General features: G+C 63.5%; 15 protein-coding genes. 12 read left to right on the top strand and 3 right to left on the bottom strand.

Annotated elements, in window-relative coordinates:
* Positions 1-155 precede the first annotated feature (155 nt).
* Both AC07WT_RS28105 and AC07WT_RS28100 read left to right on the top strand, forming a co-directional pair.
* Complete coding sequence (locus tag AC07WT_RS28105; RefSeq protein ID WP_494949451.1) at positions 156-1,553, top strand: aspartate aminotransferase family protein; 1,398 nt, start codon at positions 156-158, stop codon at positions 1,551-1,553.
* Positions 1,554-1,604: 51 nt separating this feature from the next.
* Complete coding sequence (locus AC07WT_RS28100) at positions 1,605-2,102, top strand: Lrp/AsnC family transcriptional regulator (protein WP_492592328.1); 498 nt, start codon at positions 1,605-1,607, stop codon at positions 2,100-2,102.
* An 87-nt stretch (positions 2,103-2,189) separates the two neighbouring features.
* Here AC07WT_RS28100 and AC07WT_RS28095 read toward each other — a convergent pair whose 3' ends face one another.
* Together AC07WT_RS28095 and AC07WT_RS28090 are read right to left on the bottom strand one after the other, a co-directional pair.
* A complete protein-coding gene (locus AC07WT_RS28095) occupies positions 2,190-2,510 on the bottom strand; it encodes a hypothetical protein (protein WP_494949450.1) in 321 nt (106 codons plus the stop codon).
* A 23-nt stretch (positions 2,511-2,533) separates the two neighbouring features.
* Positions 2,534-2,767, bottom strand: coding sequence for a DUF2866 domain-containing protein (locus tag AC07WT_RS28090; RefSeq protein ID WP_492592392.1), 234 nt, complete (start codon positions 2,765-2,767; stop codon positions 2,534-2,536).
* A gap of 379 nt (positions 2,768-3,146) precedes the next feature.
* Here AC07WT_RS28090 and AC07WT_RS28085 point away from each other — a divergent pair, with 379 nt between their 5' ends.
* Entirely contained in the window at positions 3,147-4,784 is a 1,638-nt protein-coding gene (locus tag AC07WT_RS28085; RefSeq protein ID WP_494949449.1) for an ATP-binding protein, read from the top strand.
* 4 nt (positions 4,785-4,788) lie between these two features.
* Positions 4,789-5,487, top strand: a complete 699-nt coding sequence (locus AC07WT_RS28080; protein WP_494949448.1) for a response regulator — start codon at positions 4,789-4,791, stop codon at positions 5,485-5,487.
* On the opposite strand, the gene AC07WT_RS28075 is transcribed toward AC07WT_RS28080, so the two are convergent.
* A complete protein-coding gene (locus AC07WT_RS28075; protein WP_494949447.1) occupies positions 5,469-6,476 on the bottom strand; it encodes a LysR substrate-binding domain-containing protein in 1,008 nt (335 codons plus the stop codon). The two genes, AC07WT_RS28080 and AC07WT_RS28075, sit on opposite strands and share 19 nt — an antisense overlap.
* Positions 6,477-6,600: 124 nt before the next feature.
* Between AC07WT_RS28075 and AC07WT_RS28070 the strand changes: the two genes are divergently transcribed.
* The 8 genes from AC07WT_RS28070 to AC07WT_RS28035 all read left to right on the top strand — a co-directional run bounded on the left by AC07WT_RS28070 (position 6,601) and on the right by AC07WT_RS28035 (position 14,901).
* Positions 6,601-7,683, top strand: coding sequence for a tartrate dehydrogenase (locus AC07WT_RS28070; protein ID WP_494949446.1), 1,083 nt, complete (start codon positions 6,601-6,603; stop codon positions 7,681-7,683).
* A gap of 77 nt (positions 7,684-7,760) precedes the next feature.
* The gene (locus tag AC07WT_RS28065) at positions 7,761-9,233 is read left to right on the top strand and encodes an NAD-dependent succinate-semialdehyde dehydrogenase (protein ID WP_494949445.1); all 1,473 of its coding nucleotides are present in this window, start codon (positions 7,761-7,763) and stop codon (positions 9,231-9,233) included.
* 20 nt (positions 9,234-9,253) lie between these two features.
* Positions 9,254-10,231 carry a M14 family metallopeptidase gene (locus AC07WT_RS28060; protein ID WP_494949444.1) on the top strand — a complete coding sequence of 326 codons (978 nt, stop codon included), beginning with the start codon at positions 9,254-9,256 and terminating at the stop codon, positions 10,229-10,231.
* A gap of 33 nt (positions 10,232-10,264) precedes the next feature.
* Entirely contained in the window at positions 10,265-10,609 is a 345-nt protein-coding gene (locus tag AC07WT_RS28055) for a cupin domain-containing protein (RefSeq protein ID WP_492592336.1), read from the top strand.
* A gap of 382 nt (positions 10,610-10,991) precedes the next feature.
* The gene (locus AC07WT_RS28050) at positions 10,992-12,404 is read left to right on the top strand and encodes a cytochrome ubiquinol oxidase subunit I (protein ID WP_494949443.1); all 1,413 of its coding nucleotides are present in this window, start codon (positions 10,992-10,994) and stop codon (positions 12,402-12,404) included.
* A gap of 72 nt (positions 12,405-12,476) precedes the next feature.
* Complete coding sequence (cydB, locus tag AC07WT_RS28045; RefSeq protein ID WP_494949442.1) at positions 12,477-13,481, top strand: cytochrome d ubiquinol oxidase subunit II; 1,005 nt, start codon at positions 12,477-12,479, stop codon at positions 13,479-13,481.
* Positions 13,456-13,635, top strand: a complete 180-nt coding sequence (locus tag AC07WT_RS28040; RefSeq protein WP_494949441.1) for a hypothetical protein — start codon at positions 13,456-13,458, stop codon at positions 13,633-13,635. Before cydB ends, AC07WT_RS28040 begins: the two co-directional genes overlap by 26 nt.
* Positions 13,636-14,145: 510 nt before the next feature.
* Complete coding sequence (locus AC07WT_RS28035; protein ID WP_494949440.1) at positions 14,146-14,901, top strand: response regulator transcription factor; 756 nt, start codon at positions 14,146-14,148, stop codon at positions 14,899-14,901.
* The last annotated feature ends 14 nt before the right edge of the window (positions 14,902-14,915 follow it).

Genomic DNA, 14,915 nt, shown 5'->3' with positions numbered 1-14,915 from the left:
CATCCGCTTTTCAGCGTCCGCAGCAGAAAATGCTAAGCACGTGCAGCAAAACGCGTCGCGCGCGCTTTTCAGACAATTGTTTAGATGAGCGGGCACTCGTCGCAGGTCAGTAGTATGGAACGGTCAACAGCCCCTTTCCGCGACGAGAAACCACTATGCCGATTCATTCGCTCATCGAAGCCGACCGCAAGCATCTGATTCACCCGGTCATCAACTACCGCGCGCACGAGGCTCGCGGCGTCACCGTTCTCGACTCCGCCAGCGGCGCGTTTCTGCGCGACGCGGCCGGCAACGAACTGCTCGACGCGTTCTCCGGCCTGTGGTGCGTGAACGTGGGTTATGGCCAGCAGAGCATCGTCGAGGCCGCCACCGAGCAGATGAAGAAACTGCCCTACGCGACCGGCTATTTTCATTTCGGCTCGGCGCCGGCCATCGAACTGGCGGAAAAGCTGGTCGAGGCATCGCCCGCTTCGTTGCAGCACGTTTACTTCACGCTCGGCGGCTCGGATGCAGTCGACTCCGCCATCCGTTTCATCACGCATTACTTCAACGCGACGGGGCGGCCGTCGAAGAAACACATCATCGCATTGCAGCGCGGCTACCACGGCTCATCGTCGATGGGCGCGGGGCTCACCGCGTTGCCCGCGTTCCATCGGAATTTCGATCTGCCGCTGCCGACCCAGCATCATCTGCCGTCGCCGTACGCGTACCGCAACGATTTCGCCGACGACGCCGCGCTGATCGCCGCTTCGGTCGCCGCACTCGAAGCGAAGGTCGCGCAACTGGGCGCGGATCATGTCGCGGCCTTCTTCTGCGAACCGATTCAGGGCTCGGGCGGCGTGATCGTGCCGCCGGTCGGCTGGCTGAAAGCGATGCGCGATGCCTGCCGCAAGCTCGGCATCCTGTTCGTCGCCGACGAAGTCATCACCGGCTTCGGCCGCACCGGTCCGCTGTTCGCGTGCCAGGCCGAACACGTCGAACCGGATCTGATGACCGTGGCGAAAGGACTGACCGCCGGCTATGCGCCGATGGGCGCGGTGTTGATGTCTGACGAAATCTACCAGGGCATCGCCGAAGGCGACGCCGAAGCGATCGTCGGTCACGGCCACACGTACTCCGCGCATCCGGTCAGCGCGGCGATCGGCCTCGAGGTGATGCGCCTGTATCACGAGGGCGGCCTGCTCGCCAACGGCGTGGCGCGCGCCCCGCGTTTCGCCCGCGGCCTGGATGCGCTGCTCGCGCATCCGCTGGTCGGCGACTCGCGTCACCGCGGCCTGCTTGGCGCGCTCGAACTGGTCGCGGATAAGGACAGCAAAGCGGGCTTCGCTTCTGCGTTGAAACTGTCCGACCGGATCGCCGCCGCCGCGTATGAAAACCGCCTGATCTTCCGCGCGTTTGGCGACAATATTCTCGGCTTTGCACCGGCGCTGTCGTACACCGAGGCGGAGTTCGATCTGATGTTCGAGCGACTCGAAAAAACCCTCGACGACGTACTCGCGCAAGCCGATGTCCGGGCCGCGCTCAGGGACAAAAGCCATGCCGCTGCGTGCTAGAGTAGAGGGCCCTTCGACCCCTTCATCCATCGCCGGAGCGATAACGTTACGATGAGCAGCGACTGCAAGCTGGACCGGATTGACCTGCGCATACTTTCACAGTTGCAGAAGAAAGGCCGCATAACCAACGTCGAGCTTGCCGACGCCGTCGGCCTTTCGCCCAGTCCTTGCCTGATTCGGGTCAAGCGTCTGGAGAAGGCCGGCTACATCATCGGCTACGGTGCGCAGATCCAGCTCGAAAAGCTCGGCGACGTGCAGATCGTGTTTACCGAAGTGACGCTTGCCGATCATCGGCGGGAAGACTTCATCAAGTTCGTCAACGCGATCCGCGACGTCGACGAGATCGTCGAGTGTCATCTGGCGAGCGGCGGCTACGACTATCTGCTGAAGTTCGTCACGCGCAGCGTGAGCCACTATCAGAGCATCATCGAAGGCTTGCTGGAGCGCGATATCGGCATCGAAAAGTACTTCAGCTACGTGATCATCAAGTCGCCGTTCGTGAAGAGTCACTACCCGCTCGAAACGCTGTTCTCGCAGAACCACAACTAGCGCACTCATTCTGATCTTGAATGCCCGCGCTCATTGCATGAGGACCGTGGGCGTCATACGCACCATTCAGCCGCGTTCTCAGCGGCGCTATTTCCGATCTTCCGCCACCGCTAGCCGTGTCAAAGGCAACGTGATCGCGGCGTCGATCACATCGAAATAGTCGGCATACGGGTCACGGGTCGCAGCCAGGAGACCGCCGAGCCCGTAGTGGAAATCCGCCGCAACGATTGGCCTGAACCCCGACGCAGTGTGGGCTCTCGCCGTGCACGCGTTCAGATCATCCGCGACGCCGTCGAAAACGCTGCCATTGTCGCGAGTGAAAGCATCGATGCCGTCCATGCGCAAACCATGGCGGATCGCAGGGCAACAGATCGACGCGGCGGCCAGCACGAGTATGAGGATGCGCATAAATGAAACCGGTTCAGCAGCGCTCAGGCGCGCCGCAGACGCACGCGGTCCGCAGGCGTGCTGGAGTCGTCCGTCAGGGTGTGACGCCGGCCGTTGCGGTGCATACGCACGCGCTCCCTGATCTCCGCCGCGGTAGCGGCGCCTCGCACGGCAATACAAGAGTACTCGCCATTGCGATCGATCCACTCGACGATCCGGCAGCACTCGCCCCATGGTTGGATGAGCGGCGCAGAAACGCGGCAGCCGCGTATCTTCACCGCGTCCGTAACCCGTGGCGCGCTAACACCGCTTTCAGCTTCGCCGCGAGTTCTGGCAGCGGTGACTGTGTTTCGGCCGGGCCGGAAACCGCGTGACACGACGCGGTTCACAGGTGAGGAGACTTGCATGGGAATGCTCCACTGACGGAATTGACCACAGGACATGGCCTCTTTGTCAGGCCACCGTAAAACTGCCACGCCATCGTATCCAGACATCGCGCAGACACGACGAAGAAAGGAAGGAGAAGTTATGGAGATTCGCCGGCAAGTGCGGATCGACGCAGCATTCATCTAGAATCCGGCCATGCAAAGCGAAACTATCCGCACTCGTCCGAGCCGCCCTTTCAGGACCATGCTCTCTCACGCGCGGCAACGGCGAATGAAGGTGCGCTTTGGCATTACCTGGAAAATGTTCCTCGCGGTATTGGTCGCCTGCCTGGCCATTTCCGTCACGATGGGCTACGCCGTGCGCGTGAGCTTCGAAAACGGTTTCCTGCACTATGTGCGAGAGCGCAACTCCGGGCGCATCAAAGCCGTCATGGCGAAAGTGACGGCGGAATACGCCGCTCACGGCAACTGGAATTTCCTGCGGGAGCACCCCGATGCATGGCTCGCGCTGCTGGACGGCGCCGCACACGACGCCCTGCGCGAAGAACTCGCCGCAGCGCAGTTGGGCAAGCTGCCGGGCTGGAAAACTTTCCCCGGCAGCGGAAGCGTTCAGCAACTGCTCGGGCCGCTCTCCGGCCCGTCTGAAGGACCGCACTGGGGCATGCGCCTGCCGCCGGCTCCGCCGCCGTCCAATCCGGGCATCATGATGGAGCGCGACCGTGTGTCCGCGAGCGGCGTCGCGGGCGGCGACAACAACTATGAACGCCCTCCCCCTCCGTCCCCGTCGCATGACGGCACGAGCCGTGGCACGCCGCCCGAGGGTCCGCCCGTCACACTCTACGACGCCAGCCGCGAACTCGTGGCGAGCAGCGGCCAGCCTGCGCCGCCCGGCAGCCCGATGCGACCCGTCGTCTATAACGGCAAGCTCGTGGGCTGGCTCGCCGCGAACGGGCCCGACACCCTTTCGGACGCGGCCGACATCGCATTCCAGGCGCAGCAGGCGCGCGCGACCTGGGAAATCGCAGGCGTTGCTGTCGTGCTCGCGGCGCTAGTCGCGCTGGTGCTTGCGCGCATCGTTCTCGCGCCGATCAGGCGCCTGATGAACGCGACCCACCGCCTTGCTGGCGGAGACTACACGACACGGGTGCCGGCCGGCAGACGCGACGAGCTTGGCAGGCTTGCGTGCGACTTCAACGTATTGGCCGATTCGCTTCAGAAAGCCGAGCGCTCCCGGCGCGATTTCATTGCCGATATTTCACATGAGTTGCGCACGCCGCTCGCGGTGCTGCGCGGCGAGCTGGAAGCCATAGAAGACGGTGTGCATGTATTCGACCGCGATTCGCTCACTTCACTGCAAACCGAAGTGAACATGCTCAACAAGCTCATAGAGGATTTATACGAGCTGTCCCTGAGCGATGTCGGCGCACTCAGTTATCGCAAAACGCCAACCCAGGTCGGGCAGCTGGCGCGGGCTTCGATCGAAGCCATGCGGGAGTCGTTCAAGGCAAAACGAATTGCGCTCGACCTGAGCTGCATGCCGGAAATCGCCAGCACAACGTTCGCGGTCGACTCCGCACGTTTCGTTCAATTACTGAAAAACCTGCTGCAAAATTCGTTGCGTTATACCGATCCGGACGGCCACGTACGCGTGTCGCTTTCGCAGAGCGCCGGCGGTTGGCAACTTGACGTGCAGGACTCGCTGCCCGGTGTGCCCGAGGCCGCGCTCGACAATCTATTCGACCGCTTCTATCGCGTGGACGAATCACGCAGCCGGCAGAGCGGCGGCGCGGGTCTGGGCCTCGCGCTGTGCCGCGCTATTGTGACGGCGCACGGCGGCACGATCGACGCCAAAGCCTCGCCTCTGGGCGGCGTCTGGATCACTGCCCGCTTTCCGCCGGAAGGAGGCTGACATCATGACCGAAGGGCGCGCTTCGCACATCCTGATCGTCGAGGATGAACCCAAACTCGCCGCCGTACTCGAAGCTTATCTGCACCTCGACGGCTTCAGCACCACGACCCTCGACGACGGCCATAACGTGATGCCATTCATCCGCTCGACGCCGCCAGCGCTGATGCTGCTCGATCTCATGCTGCCCGGGCGCAGCGGCATGGACATCTGCCGCGAGCTACGGCAATTTTCGGCGTTGCCCGTCATTATCCTGACTGCGCGCATCGACGAAATCGACCGTCTGCTGGGTCTCGAGATCGGCGCCGACGATTACGTCTGCAAGCCATTCAGCCCACGCGAAGTGGTGGCGCGCGTCAAGGCGATCCTGCGCCGCGCGTTGCCTGCCGCCGTGGCTATGGACGGTTTGACCCAGGCGCCACGCGGGCTCGAAGTCGACGAGCAGTTTCATCATGCTTTACTCGACGGCAAGGAGCTCAAGCTCACGCCTCTTGAATTGCGGCTCCTCGCGCTACTGATGAAATCGCCGGGGCGCATCTTTTCTCGCGACTATTTGCTGAGTCATCTCTACGCGGATCACCGGGTGGTCACCGACCGCACCATCGACAGCCATATCAAGAACCTGCGTCGCAAGCTGCAGGGAGCGCGGCCGGACAGCGAGCCGATCGCGTCAGTGTATGGCGTAGGTTACCGTCTGGAAATCTGACCGGGTTCAGTTGCAACCGCTATGGCGCGGCCTTTCGCCTCCAGGCCGCCTGGCCCGCCGCCGTTCGGCGTTGTTTCGGACGGCGGACTCCAATGCGCGAATTCCTCGCTCAGAAAGTCGACACACACCCGCACCTTCGCCGATTGCGCGAGCCGCGCCGGATACACCGCCCACAGGTTCGCGGGTTGGGTCACGTCGGGAAGAATCTGCTGCAACTGGCCGCTTTCAAGCAGCGGCCGCACGTCCCACATCGAGCGCAGCACGATCCCGCGGCCGGCCAACGCCCATTGCACGGCCACTTCGCCGTGATTGGTGGACAACGGCCCGGTAACCTTGATCGACACCGTCTCGCCACGCGTGGTCAGACGCCAGAGACCGAATGGATGATCGCGCTCCTTGATCGCCAGACAGGCGTGCGACGACAGGTCGGCGAGTTGCCGCGGCGTGCCGTGCCGCGCGAGGTAATCGGGCGACGCGCACAATACCCGGTGATTCGACGCGAGCCGCTTCGCTATCAGATGCGCGGCGATTTCGTCGCCGATCCGGATATCGAGGTCGAAGCCCTCGGCGCCCACGTCGACGAGGCGGTCGAACAGATCCAGCCGCACGCTCAGTTGCGGAAAGCGGTCCGAGAAACGGGCGAGCGCGGGCGCCACGAAGCGGCGGCCAAAGCCGAAACTGCTGGAGATGCGCAACTTGCCGGCCGGAATGCGGCGGGTGGTGGAGACGTCTTCCACGAGCTGCTCGACGTCGTCGAGAATTTTTTCGGCCCACGTGTAGACCCGCTCGCCCGCCTCCGTGATCGCGACTCGCCGCGTGGAACGGTGCAGCAGTTTCGTGCCGAGTGTCGTCTCGAGCACGTTGATTCTCTTGCTGACGTACGCCGCCGACACCGACAAAGCCTCGGCCGCCGCGCTGAAACTCGATTTGCGCGCCACCTCGCAAAACACGCGCAAATCGCCGAGATCGGGTGATGAGACGGCATTCATAGGCTATTTTGTTTGTACACGGATCGTGCACAGTGGCTTAACTAAAGCGACCATTTTAAGCTCAAATAGCAGGAATAAAATAGCCGCTGTCGAAACGTAGAAAGCCCCATGGAGGAGCAGGAACATGTCGAAGAAATATCGCATCGCAGTCATCCCCGGCGACGGCATCGGTGTCGAAGTGATGCCGGAAGCCATCCGCGTGCTGGACATCGTCGGCAAGCGCTTCGGCATCGAAATGGCGTACCAGCACATCGAATGGGCGAGCTGCGAGTACTACGCGAAGCACGGCCAGATGATGCCGGACGACTGGAAAGCCCAATTGCAATCCGCCGACGCGATTCTGTTCGGCGCGGTCGGCTGGCCCGACACGGTGCCCGACCACGTCTCGCTGTGGGGTTCGCTGCTCAAGTTCCGGCGCGAGTTCGATCAGTACATCAACCTGCGCCCCGCCCGTCTCTTTGCCGGCGTGCCTTCGCCGCTCGCCGGGCGCAAGGCCGGCGACATCGATTTCTGGATCGTGCGCGAGAACACCGAAGGCGAATATTCGTCGGTGGGCGGCGTGATGTTCGAAGGCACAGAGCGCGAGTTCGTGTTGCAGGAATCCGTGTTCACGCGGCACGGCAGCGAGCGCGTGCTGAAATTCGCGTTCGATCTTGCCCAGCGGCGCGAGCGCAAAAAAATCACCGTCGCGACGAAGAGCAACGGCATCGCGATCAGCATGCCGTGGTGGGACAAGTGCGCGGCCGGTATCGCGGCGCAGTACCCGGACGTGACGTGGGACAAGCAGCACATCGACATTCTCTGCGCACGTTTCGTGCTGAACCCGGATCGCTTCGACGTGGTGGTGGCGACCAACCTGTTCGGCGACATCCTGTCCGATCTCGGTCCGGCCTGCACCGGCACGATCGGCCTCGCGCCCTCGGGCAACCTGAATCCCGATCGCAAGTTTCCTTCGCTGTTCGAACCGGTGCACGGCTCGGCGCCGGATATCGCCGGCAAGAACATCGCCAACCCGATCGCGATGATCTGGTCGGCGGCGATGATGCTCGACTTCCTCGGCCATCACGAGGGCCGCGAACGCGAGGCGCACGACGCGATTCTGGCGGCGATCGAAGCGACGCTGGTCGAAGGTCCGCATACCGGCGACCTCGGCGGCAAGGCGAGCACGACCGAGGTCGGTCAGGCGATCGCGGCGAAGCTGGCTTAAGCAAAACTGCACAAAACTGCGCGACGTCGCGCAGCGTTGAGCAGGGTCGAGCAATTGGGGAATCTTGAGGAACCGTTATGGCACGTACTTTTGAACTGAGCGAACTGATTCGCTCCGACAACTTCATCGACGGGCGCTGGACGCCGGCGCAAGAAGGCGCACGCTTTGCCGTCACCGATCCGGCCACCGGCAAGACGATCGCCCAGGTGGCCGACAGCAGCCCCGCCGACGCGCGGGCCGCCACCGACGCCGCGGCCCACGCGCTGCCGGCGTGGCGCGCGTTGCTGCCGAAAGAACGCGCGGCGGTGCTGCATCGCTGGCATGCGCTGATCGTCGCGCATCAGGAAGCGCTCGGCGCGCTGATCTCGCTCGAACAGGGCAAGCCGCTCGCCGAAGGTAAAGGCGAAGTGGCGTACGGCGCATCGTACGTCGCCTGGTTCGCCGAGGAAGCCACCCGCATCTACGGCGATCTGATTCCGCAGCAGCAGCGCGGCAAGCGCATGACGGCCGTGAAGGAGGCGATCGGCATCGTCGCGGCCATCACGCCGTGGAACTTCCCGCTCGCGATGATCGCGCGCAAGATCGCGCCGGCGCTCGCCGCCGGTTGCACGGTGGTGGCCAAACCCGCCGAAGATACGCCGCTGACTGCGTCCGCCCTCGTCCTGCTCGCGCACGAAGCCGGCGTGCCGGCGGGCGTGCTGAACCTGATCACCGCGTCGCGCGATCACGCGGTCGCGACCGTCGCCGACTGGCTGCACGATGCGCGCGTGCGCAAGATCACCTTCACCGGATCGACGCCGGTCGGCAAATATCTCGCGCGCGAATCGGCGGAAACGCTCAAGAAGCTTTCGCTGGAACTGGGCGGCAACGCGCCCTTCATCGTGTTCGACGACGCGGACCTCGACGCCGCCGTCACCGGACTGCTCGCGGCGAAATTCCGCAATGGCGGTCAGACCTGCGTGTGTCCGAATCGCGTGTACGTGCAAGCGGGTGTGTACGAGCGCTTTGCCGGCATGCTGGCCGAGCGTGTCGGTGCGCTGAAGGTCGCGCCCGCCACCGATCCCGCCGCGCAGATCGGCCCGATGATCAACCCGCGCGCGCTCGACAAGATCGCCCGCCACGTCGACGACGCGGTGTCCCACGGCGCGCGCGTGCTGACCGGCGGCAAGCGCCTGCCCGAGCTGGGCGCGCACTATTACGCGCCCACCGTGCTCGCCGACGCCACCGCGGACATGCAGCTGAACAGCGAAGAGACCTTCGGCCCGATCGTGCCGCTGTTCCGTTTCGAAGACGAAGCGCAAGCCGTTCAGGCCGCCAACGACACGCCGTTCGGCCTCGCCGCGTATTTCTACAGCGAAAGCGTGAAGCGCATCGACCGCGTGTCGCGCGCGCTCGAAGCCGGCATCGTCGGCATCAATGAAGGCGCGGTCGCGAGCGAGGCGGCGCCGTTCGGCGGCGTCAAGGAATCGGGTTACGGACGCGAGGGCTCGAAGTACGGTCTGGACGACTATCTGTCGATCAAATACCTCTGTCAGGGCAATCTCGAATGAGCACGGAAATGAGTACGGAAATGAGCACTGAGGCCTATCCCATCGAGGTCGAATTCCCGGACCTTTCGGTGCATGAACACTCGTCGTCCGGCATAGCCTACGTCCATACGTTCGACTCGGGCGTGCCTGGACCGCATGTGATGATCAACGCGCTGACGCACGGCAACGAGGTATGCGGCGCGATCGTCGTGGACGAATTGCTGCGCCGTGGCCTGAGGCCGCGTCGCGGGCGCCTGACGCTGGCCTTCGCGAACGTCGCCGCGTATCGCAGCTTCGATTCCGCCAGGCCCGACGCGGCCCGCTTCGTCGATCAGGACTTCAATCGCGTGTGGGCCGCCGCGGTGCTCGACGATACCTCGCGTACGTCCAGCGAACTGGCCCGCGCGCGGCAAATGAGACCGGTGATCGACAGCGTCGACGCCCTGCTCGATCTTCATTCGATGCATGAGAAAAGCGCGCCGCTGATCGTGTCGGGACCGTTGCAGAAGGGGATCGACCTCGCAGTGCAGCTCGGCACGCCGGCCACGGTGATCTGCGACGAAGGTCATCCGGAAGGCCGCCGGATGCGCGACTACGAAGGCTTCGGTCAACCGGACAGTCCGAAAAACGCGCTGCTGATCGAATGCGGCCAGCACTGGGAGCAGAGCGCGGTTGCGGTCGCGCGCGACACGACCGCGCGCTTTCTGCTGCTGGCGGGCGTGGTCGACGAAACGGATCTGCCGGCCGGCTGGATGGCTCCGCTGCCGGCCAGTCAACACGTCGTGCGCGTCACGCAACCGGTGGTGGCCGAGAGCATGGATTTTCGCTTTGCGGCGCCCTACACCGGGCTGGAAATTTTTCCGCGGGCCGGCGCCGTGATCGGCTGGTCGAACGGAGAACCCGTGCTCACGCCGTACGACAACTGCATGCTCGTGATGCCGTCGCTGCGGCAACTGCGTCCGGGCGTCACCGTCGTGCGGCTGGGCAAGATCGAACAAACCATCGCAAACAGCCGGTGAGCCGGCTCCCGCACATTCAAAGGCAACGTGAGCATGAAGGTTCAACACATCAAACAAAGCGTGAATCTGCCGAACCTCGAGGCTTGGGGCACAGCCGGACTGCCCGGCACGACGCCGATTCAGGTGTCGGGCGTGCAGCGCGTGATCAAGGGCAGCGAATCCATCGACACCGGTATTTTCGAGTGCACAGCGGGCACCTACCGCCGTTCAGTGAAGCAGGCCGAAGTGATGCACTTTCTCGCGGGCCGCGGACGCTTCACGCCGGATAACGAAGAGACCGTGCATTTCGAAAGTGGCGACACGTTGTTCTTCGAAGCCAACACGGAAGGACTTTGGGAAGTCGAAGAGACCATGCGCAAGGTCTATGTGATTTTCTGAAACCGGTGCGGCGCGGCCGTACGCTCTGCTGCACCTCAGTACGACTCCGCCAGGCCCAATACTTTCCCCACGATGAAACACCTGGTCATCTGTGGGCTTACGGGCGCGAACCACGTTGCTGCAGCGCGGTCGATTGACGCAGTTGGCACTTCAAACAGTGAGAATGAGCGCAAGCGCGTAATCAGGAAAACTTGATACCCATCAATGCTTTAGCGTCTCACAAATCGGATTCGGCACAAAACAACGCGGTTTTTTGACGCACGTCGCGCCGCAGCAAAAAGTTCCGCCATCCCCTACTCTTGCGCCATCTGCCAAGCGCAGTGCGCACCGACAACGGTCGACGCGCGTAGTCCGCCCACGGGCATCACGCAACTTCACGCTCATGAACTCCGCACTCACGGCATTCGACCTCGCCCGCATTCAGTTTGCGTTCACCGTCTCGTTTCACATCGTTTTTCCGGCGCTGAGCATCGGCCTCGCCAGCTTCATCGCCGTGCTCGAATGGCGCTGGCTCAAAACCGGCAAGGCGTACTACAAAGATCTTTGCCTGTTCTGGTCGAAGATCTTCGCAGTCGCCTTCGGCATGGGCGTCGTCTCCGGCGTCGTGATGAGCTATCAGTTCGGCACCAACTGGTCGGGCTTCTCCAGTTTCGCCGGTCCCGTCACCGGACCGCTTCTGATGTACGAGGTGATGACGGCGTTCTTCCTCGAAGCGGGCTTCCTCGGCATCATGCTGTTCGGCTGGCAGCGCGTGAGTCCGCGCGCTCACTTCGGCGCGACGCTGATGGTGGCGATCGGCACGCTGATCTCGACCTTCTGGATCCTCGCGTCGAATAGCTGGATGCAGACGCCGCAAGGCTTCGAAGTCGTGAACGGCCGCGTCGTACCGCTCGACTGGTTCAAGATCGTCTTCAATCCGTCGTTCCCGTACCGGCTCGCGCACATGGCGCTGGCGGCGTTCATCGTCGCGGGGCTGGTGGTGTCGGCGGTGGGCGCGTGGCATCTGTTGCGCGGACGGCGCGATCCGGCTGTCAAGAAGATGTTCTCGATGGCGCTCTGGCTGCTGCTGATCCTCACGCCGATCCAGGCGTTCGTCGGCGATCAGCACGGTTTGAACACGCGCGAATATCAGCCGGCCAAGATCGCCGCGATCGAAGGTCTGTGGGAAACCGAGAAAGGCGGCACCGCGCTGAATCTGTTCGGCATCCCGGACATGCAAGCTGAAACCACACGCTATGCGGTGTCGATTCCGCATCTCGGCAGCCTGATCCTCACGCATAGCTGGGACGGCGAGATTGGCGGCCTGAAGGAATTCCCGCCGCAAGACCGGCCGAACTCGACCGTGGTGTTCTGGAGCTTCCGCATCATGGCCGGGCTCGGCGTGCTGATGATCCTGATGTCGGTGACCGCGTGGGCATTGCGCCGCGGCGACAGGCTGTTCGAAGCGAAGTGGTTCCAGCGGCTCGCGATCGCGATGGGCCCGACCGGCTTCATCACGCTGCTGGCCGGCTGGGTCACCACGGAGGCAGGCCGTCAGCCGTGGGTGGTGTACGGCGTGATGCGCACCTCGCAGGCGGTGTCGCCGCTCACCACGCAACAGGTCGGCATCTCGCTGATGGCGTTTGTGATCGTCTACTTCCTGGTGTTCGGCACCGGCATCTACTACATGCTCAAGCTGATGCGCTCGGGCCCTGCGCTGCCGGGACAGACGCCGCACGGCGTGCCTGAGCACTCACCGGATCAGACCGCGCGCCGCCCGCTGTCCGCCGCCGATCAGCTGATCGATGCCGCCTGAGCGCAACGGCTTCCCTTCCCGCTTCACTACCAGCTTCACTACCAGCTTCACTACCCGCTGACGAGATAAAAAATGGATGTAACCGTAGTGTGGGCCGCGATCATCGCGCTGGGCCTGTTCATGTATGTGGTGCTCGACGGCTTCGATCTGGGCATCGGCATCGTTTTTCCGTTCTTCCCCGATGAAAAGGAACGCGACCTGATGATGAACACGGTCGCGCCCGTGTGGGACGGCAACGAAACCTGGCTGGTGCTCGGCGGCGCGGGTCTGTTCGCGGTGTTCCCGGTGGTGTATTCGACGGTGCTGTCCGCGCTCTATCTGCCGCTGATCTTCATGCTCGCGTGCCTGATCTTTCGCGGTGTGTCGTTCGAGATTCGCGCCAAGGCCAAGCGCACGAAACATATGTGGGATCTGGCGTTCATCGGCGGCTCGGCGGGCGCGACGTTCTTCCAGGGCATCGTGCTGGGCGCCTTCCTGCAAGGCATTCCGGTAGTCGACGGCGCCTATGCCGGCGACGCCTTCGGCTGGCTCACGCCGTTCAGCCTGCTGACCGGTCTCGGCCTCCTCGTCACCTATGCGCTGCTCGGCTGCTGCTGGCTGGTTGCGAAGACCGAGGGCGATCTGCAACGCCGCCTGCATCGCGTGGTGTGGCCGCTGACGATCGTGCTGCTCGGATTCATCGCGATAGTCAGCCTGTGGACGCCGCTGCAAGATCCGAACATCGCGCAACGCTGGTTCGACGACGGCCTGTTCTACCGCCTGCTGCCGGTGCCGTTCCTCGTGGCCATCTGCGCGTTCTTCATGCATCGCGCGGTGCGTGAACGGCATCACAACACGCCGTTCGTGCTGGCGCTGACGCTGGTGCTGCTCGGCTACGCCGGGCTGCTGGTGAGCCTGTGGCCGTATGCGATTCCGTCGAGCATGACGCTCTGGCAAGCGGCCGCGCCGCGTTCGAGCCAGATGTTCACGCTGGTCGGCGCGGCGGTGATTCTGCCGATCATCATCGGCTATACGACGATGGGTTATTGGGTATTTCGCGGCAAGGTGCGTCATGGCGACCAACATCACTATCACTAAGCAGGCGGGCGGCCATGCCGCTCGCCCGTCCTCGCGCAAACTGCCCGGCTGGCTGTGGTTCATCGCGCTGTGGTGCTTCGGCGTCGCCTCGGCGATGTCGCTCGGTTTCGCGTTCAAGCTGCTGATGAAGGCGACGTTATTCGCCGTCAGGTAGATGCCTGTTTTGTGTGATTTCATCCGACGTGCATAACCTGCGCCATCCTGTGTGGACGGCTTCAAAAACGGAGCGTGCGGCTCGTCTACCTAGCAAGCCGGAACCTGGCGCGGGAGACCTGCCTTACCCAGGATGCTGGTCCATCGCACCAGCTGGCGATCGTTCAGAGAGTCACTGAGAGTCACTGAGAGTCAATTGCGCGGCAACCCGGAAGGCGCGCCGCGCCACCGATCGGCATATGATCGCGGGGTAGCAGGCAATGACGCGATGCACAGGGAGTGGCCTTCGCCTTCAAGGAGGCTCGCAGCAAAGAAAGCGCCACGCGCCGCGGCATGACGCAAAGCATGACCCAGCGTGCCGCGGACTGACGGCCGGGGGTGCGACGGGGGTCGCGCGATCCGCGCCGGCAGCAGTGCGGACGGCGTCACTGGCGAAGCGGCAAAATAGAAGTGCAACGAGCAGCACGACAGCGGTAGTCCACAACGCGCAGGCCCGACTCGCGGAGACATCATGAAGTTTCTTGTGGCCGACGACCATGAACTGATCCGGCAAGGCGTCAAGGGGCTGCTGCGCGGCCTCGATCCCGGCGCCCAATTCGACGAAGCCGACAGCTGGGAAACGCTCGCCGCCGCAGCACGGCCCGACGCGGATCACGATCTGGCGATCGTCGATCTGCATATGCCGGGCATGAGCGGCGCGTCATCGCTGGAATTGCTGCTGAAGGCGAACCCCGCGTTGCCGGTGGTCGTGCTTTCCGCCGAAGAATCGCCCGACGAGATGCGCGCAGTGCTGGCGGCCGGCGCGCTCGGCTTCGTGCCAAAGCGGCAGCCTGCCAGCGTCATGCTCAAGGCAATCGAACTGGTGTTGTCGGGCGGCGCCTATGTGCCGATGGAAGCGCTCAGCCTGCTAGGTTCGCGCGACGCGCAAGCCGCGCTGGGGCATCCGGTGCATGCTGAAGCGTCTGCCGAGGCGTCGGCTCAAGCGTCCTGCCATGCCGGCGCCGCGCTGACGGAACCCATCGCGCAGATCCAGGCGTTGCAGCCGCACCAGCAGCATCTGCTGGAGAATTTGTCGCCACGGCAGCAGGACATCATGCGGCTCGTCCATCGCGGCTGGACCAACAAGATGATCGCGCGTGAGCTGGGCGTCGCCGAAGGTACGGTCAAAGTGCATCTGTCAGTGATTTTCCGGGCGCTCGGCGTGCACAACCGCTCAACGGCGATCGCCGTGATCAACGGCTGGCTGGAAGCCGGGAAAACCCTGTAGCGTTCGTTCAGAAG

This window comes from Paraburkholderia sp. GW821-FHT02A12 (genome assembly GCF_059422005.1).
This window is presented reverse-complemented; position numbering and strand designations above follow the sequence as displayed.

Excerpts from the sequence above, each read along its gene's own strand:
- AC07WT_RS28105 (WP_494949451.1), top strand. The coding sequence starts at position 156 with ATGCCGATTCATTCGCTCATCGAAGCCGACCGCAAGCATCTGATTCAC.
- AC07WT_RS28100 (WP_492592328.1), top strand. The coding sequence starts at position 1,605 with ATGAGCAGCGACTGCAAGCTGGACCGGATTGACCTGCGCATACTTTCA.
- AC07WT_RS28095 (WP_494949450.1), bottom strand. The coding sequence starts at position 2,510 with ATGCGCATCCTCATACTCGTGCTGGCCGCCGCGTCGATCTGTTGCCCT.
- AC07WT_RS28085 (WP_494949449.1), top strand. The coding sequence starts at position 3,147 with ATGAAGGTGCGCTTTGGCATTACCTGGAAAATGTTCCTCGCGGTATTG.
- AC07WT_RS28080 (WP_494949448.1), top strand. The coding sequence starts at position 4,789 with ATGACCGAAGGGCGCGCTTCGCACATCCTGATCGTCGAGGATGAACCC.
- AC07WT_RS28075 (WP_494949447.1), bottom strand. The coding sequence starts at position 6,476 with ATGAATGCCGTCTCATCACCCGATCTCGGCGATTTGCGCGTGTTTTGC.
- AC07WT_RS28070 (WP_494949446.1), top strand. The coding sequence starts at position 6,601 with ATGTCGAAGAAATATCGCATCGCAGTCATCCCCGGCGACGGCATCGGT.
- AC07WT_RS28065 (WP_494949445.1), top strand. The coding sequence starts at position 7,761 with ATGGCACGTACTTTTGAACTGAGCGAACTGATTCGCTCCGACAACTTC.
- AC07WT_RS28060 (WP_494949444.1), top strand. The coding sequence starts at position 9,254 with ATGAGCACTGAGGCCTATCCCATCGAGGTCGAATTCCCGGACCTTTCG.
- AC07WT_RS28055 (WP_492592336.1), top strand. The coding sequence starts at position 10,265 with ATGAAGGTTCAACACATCAAACAAAGCGTGAATCTGCCGAACCTCGAG.
- AC07WT_RS28050 (WP_494949443.1), top strand. The coding sequence starts at position 10,992 with ATGAACTCCGCACTCACGGCATTCGACCTCGCCCGCATTCAGTTTGCG.
- cydB (WP_494949442.1), top strand. The coding sequence starts at position 12,477 with ATGGATGTAACCGTAGTGTGGGCCGCGATCATCGCGCTGGGCCTGTTC.
- AC07WT_RS28040 (WP_494949441.1), top strand. The coding sequence starts at position 13,456 with ATGGCGACCAACATCACTATCACTAAGCAGGCGGGCGGCCATGCCGCT.
- AC07WT_RS28035 (WP_494949440.1), top strand. The coding sequence starts at position 14,146 with ATGAAGTTTCTTGTGGCCGACGACCATGAACTGATCCGGCAAGGCGTC.